The sequence below is a fragment of the Prevotella sp. AM34-19LB genome (genome assembly GCF_003468525.1).
Taxonomy (GTDB): Bacteria; Bacteroidota; Bacteroidia; order Bacteroidales; family Bacteroidaceae; genus Prevotella.
Genome location: NZ_QSIG01000138.1, coordinates 1 through 635 on the forward strand (window position 1 = coordinate 1; position 635 = coordinate 635).

1 protein-coding gene is annotated in these 635 nt (G+C 40.9%); it reads left to right on the forward strand.

The genetic code is table 11. The features are described from left to right. Positions 1–142: 142 nt before the first annotated feature. Positions 143–635: transposase (locus tag DW830_RS15590; RefSeq protein WP_147487295.1), on the forward strand; the 493-nt coding region annotated here is incomplete at its 3' end.

Here is a 635-nt window from a genome sequence, read left to right on the forward strand (position 1 = left end):
GGGGGAGGCCGTCCGAAAACTTAATTAGGGAAGCAAACAACTGAATTGGGCATTTTTCTTTTGCTCTTTATAGTTAATTAACCTCGTATCTTCTTGATTCTCAATTATTTTATGTATCTTTGTAGTAAAAAACAAGAATGATATGGCATATAAAAAAGGACAAGATAGACGACAGAGGGTTCTTTTCCCTGATTGCATTGACGAGTATGTAGAGGCTGACGCCCCTGTTCGCTTGTTTGACGCTTTTGTCGATAATCTCAAAATGGATGAACTGGGATTCGTCCGCAGTACTCCTGCAGAGACAGGTACTCCTGGATATGATCCTCGCGATCTCCTCAAGCTCTATATTTATGGTTACTTCTATCAGGTACGTTCCTCTCGCAAACTTGCTCGTGAGTGCAAGTGTAACGTAGAGGTAATGTGGCTGCTCAACAAGCTGACTCCAGACTTTCGTACAATCTCCGATTTCCGGAAGAACAACAAGAAGGCTATTACTAAAGTTTTTAAAGAGTTCAACAAGTTTTGCATGGGACTGAAGCTCTTTTCCAAGTCGTACATCTCTATTGATGGAAGCAAGTTTAAGGCTGTAAATGCTAAAGACAACAACCTTACTCTAAGCAAACTCGATGACCGAA